Raw genomic sequence first — 2,765 nt, 5'->3', positions numbered from 1 at the left:
CGGTTACAAACACGACGGCGGTGAACTCCGGGCAGGCGATCGATGTGCTCCTTACGGGGCTGACTAATCCGGGCGCGCTAAGTCCGGGGAATATTCAGGTATCGGTCGGCGGTGTTACTCTGCCCGCGCTTTCGATTACTCAGGTGGGGAGTTCGAACGTCTACGATGTGCAGTTCGACTTATCCGCGGCCGTGCCCTCGGGTTCGCAGACGCTGATCGTGTATGTCAACGGCGAGAGTAGTACGGCGGCCACGCTGACCGTGGCTGCGGCGGCGAGTACTTCGGGTAGTTAGTCTTCTAGCAGTCCGTGGTAGTAACGTGCGCGGCTCAGTGCAATCAGTACGTTACAGAGCCGCGACGGTGACGGAGCGGTTACTACCACGGGCTGCTAGCGCAACGTTTCGCGGCTAAGACTCGTTGGGGATGCGGCTGATCGGTTCATCTGCCGACGTAGAATCTAACACGCGGATCGTGATCTCGTCTCCTATCTGAAGTTTGCGCTTGACCCACGTCAGGAACTCGTTGTTTTCTAAACCTCCCACGCGGAGCATCATGTCGTGATCTGTCTTTCTGCCGACCACGTCGACCATGGTGTTCAGGCAGCCAACGAGCCCGACACCGGCAGTGCAGAGCTTGTTCCCGTTTAGATACACTTCGAACCCGCGGATATTCGGTTCGGGCGGGTGCTCGGGCAGTTCGTTCCCTTCCATTTCAAGTCAGCGTATCGCGACGTGACCCAGCGAGTTGCGGGCGCACCTCGTGTTAAACTGCGGCCATCGAAGGAGACCAAAAATGAGTCACTGCTCCAGACGTAATTTTCTTAAGACCGGGCTCGCGGCGGGCGCGCTCGCAGGGTTTGGCAAGCTGCCCCTGAAGGCGGAAGGCCAGAAGGCAACGGATTGGGTGACGCTCGGGAAATCCGGCGTCAAGGTGACGCGGCTCGCGTTCGGCACCGGCAGCATGAGTGGCAAAGTGCAGCGCGATCTGGGGCAGGATCAGTTCAACCGGCTGGTGCGCTACAGCTATGACAACGGCGTGCGCTTCTTCGAAACCGCTGAATCTTATGGCGACATGCATCGGATGCTCGGTATCGCGCTCAAAGGGATTCCGCGCGATAGCTACCGGCTGATGTCGAAGATCACGACGCATGGCGATGTGGATCCGCAAGCCAAGATCGATGAGCTGCGGAAGCTTGCGCAAACCGAGTACTTCGATATCATGCTTCTGCACTGGCAGCACACTTCGGATTGGCCGGCTCAGAGCGTGAAGTGGCAGGACGGGATACTGGAGGCGCAGCATAAGCAGGCCGTGGTGAGCCGCGGCGCGTCCGTACACGGGCTCCCGGCGCTGCGGCAGGTTCCTGACAATAAGTTCCTGCAAGTGGCCATGATCCGGATGAACCACAAGGGTGTTCGGATGGACGCCGAAGACTACAACACCAACGGGCTCGGCGATGTGACCGAAGTGGTAACGCACGTCAAGCAAACGCGCGCCGATGGCATGGGTATTATCAGCATGAAGCTAGTCGGCGAAGGTCAGTTCACGAACCGTGACGATCGGAAGGCGGCGATGCGGTTTGCGTTCCGGAATGCCGGCGTCGATACAGTTACTGTCGGGTATAAGAACACCGCGGAGATCGACGAAGCCATCCAGAATGTGAACCTGGCGTTTGCATAGGCGTTAGTCGGAGCGCCTTGATCGCGGGACAAACCAAAGCGCCCAAAGCTGGGACTAAACCCCAAAGTCAGCGGTCGATCCGCCGGCTCGTCATTAATACTTTTCTGATCTTTCACATATTGGCGATTGCCTGCTGGGCTATTCCCCTGCGGCTGCCGATCGTGTATTCAGCGCGCGCGCTTATTCGCCCTTACTTTATCTTCATCGGACTTTTTCAGTCATGGGACATGTTCTCGCCGATTCCCAAGAACGCGAATGTCTATGTCGAGGCCATTATCATCTACCAGGACGGGAATACCCGGACCTGGGCATTCCCACGAGTCGAGCATCTTAGCCTGGCCGAACGATATAGCAAGGAACGGTACCGGAAGTACATCGATAATCTGAAGGACGATAACTACTCGGCTTTATGGCCGGATGCGGCCCGCTATGTTGCAAGACTCAACAACACGCGGTCGAGTCCTGTGAAGATGGTATTGTTTGTCCGCTATTGGTCGGCAATCATTCGTCAACGTGACGGAACATTCAGTTCGGACCCTTGGAACGAGCACATCTTCTATAGTTATCGCGTCGCGCCCGGAGACTTAACTTCGTGATAAGCGCTATCGTTGCGCGCTGGAACCGGTTTTTCTTTGAGCCGCTGTCTCCGCTGCCCATCGGCGTGTTCCGCATCCTTTACGGGACGGCGGTCATCGCGACTCTCTTGCTGCTCCGGCAGGACTGGCTAGCATGGTATGGCACGCGCGCGTGGGTGACTCTGGCGACGCAGCAGCGCATCGAACCCGGACCGCGCTTGAATCTCTTCGTGTTTTTGCCGCAGAACAGTCCCTCTACCGATGTTTGGATTCAGGCGCTGTTCTGGGTATTTCTGGCGTCGGCTGTGTTGCTGACGGCCGGCTACTTGACGCGGCTGAACACCATCCTCGTGTATGTCCTGCTAAGTTCCATTCACCAGCGGAACCTGATCATGACTCACGGCGGGGATACTTTCCTCCGCGTGACGGGCTTCTTCCTGATGTTCGCCCTGTGGCTCCAGGCCGGGGAGCACTTCTCGCCGCTGCGGGCCGGGCTGACCGCCATCGCGTTCA

The 2,765-nt window shown here is 57.9% G+C and carries 4 protein-coding genes and 1 pseudogene; 4 read left to right on the top strand and 1 reads right to left on the bottom strand.

Annotated features, from left to right (window positions below; genetic code table 11):
• On the top strand, window positions 1–293 hold a 293-nt coding region (locus H1Y01_RS05545), incomplete at its 5' end, for a hypothetical protein (RefSeq protein ID WP_180539313.1).
• Between the two features lie 114 nt (window positions 294–407).
• On the opposite strand, the gene H1Y01_RS05540 is transcribed toward H1Y01_RS05545, so the two are convergent.
• Complete coding sequence (locus H1Y01_RS05540) at window positions 408–710, bottom strand: hypothetical protein (RefSeq protein ID WP_180539311.1); 303 nt, start codon at window positions 708–710, stop codon at window positions 408–410.
• Between the two features lie 82 nt (window positions 711–792).
• Here H1Y01_RS05540 and H1Y01_RS05535 point away from each other — a divergent pair, with 82 nt between their 5' ends.
• From H1Y01_RS05535 to H1Y01_RS05525, 3 genes and pseudogenes are all read left to right on the top strand, one after another.
• Window positions 793–1,677, top strand: coding sequence for an aldo/keto reductase (locus tag H1Y01_RS05535; protein ID WP_180539310.1), 885 nt, complete (start codon window positions 793–795; stop codon window positions 1,675–1,677).
• Between the two features lie 119 nt (window positions 1,678–1,796).
• Entirely contained in the window at window positions 1,797–2,273 is a 477-nt protein-coding gene (locus tag H1Y01_RS05530) for a hypothetical protein (protein ID WP_180539308.1), read from the top strand.
• Window positions 2,270–2,765 (top strand): annotated as a pseudogene (locus H1Y01_RS05525) (hypothetical protein); the annotation flags it as partial. The gene H1Y01_RS05530 and the pseudogene H1Y01_RS05525, both read left to right, overlap by 4 nt.

Source organism: Nevskia soli (genome assembly GCF_903970205.1).
Classification (GTDB): domain Bacteria; phylum Acidobacteriota; class Terriglobia; order Bryobacterales; family Bryobacteraceae; genus Bog-113.
The sequence above is the reverse complement of the archived record's forward strand: the minus strand, read 5'-3'. Positions and strand labels throughout refer to the sequence as shown.

Coding starts and splice junctions, on each gene's coding strand:
- H1Y01_RS05540 (WP_180539311.1), bottom strand. CDS start 710: ATGGAAGGGAACGAACTGCCCGAGCACCCGCCCGAACCGAATATCCGC.
- H1Y01_RS05535 (WP_180539310.1), top strand. CDS start 793: ATGAGTCACTGCTCCAGACGTAATTTTCTTAAGACCGGGCTCGCGGCG.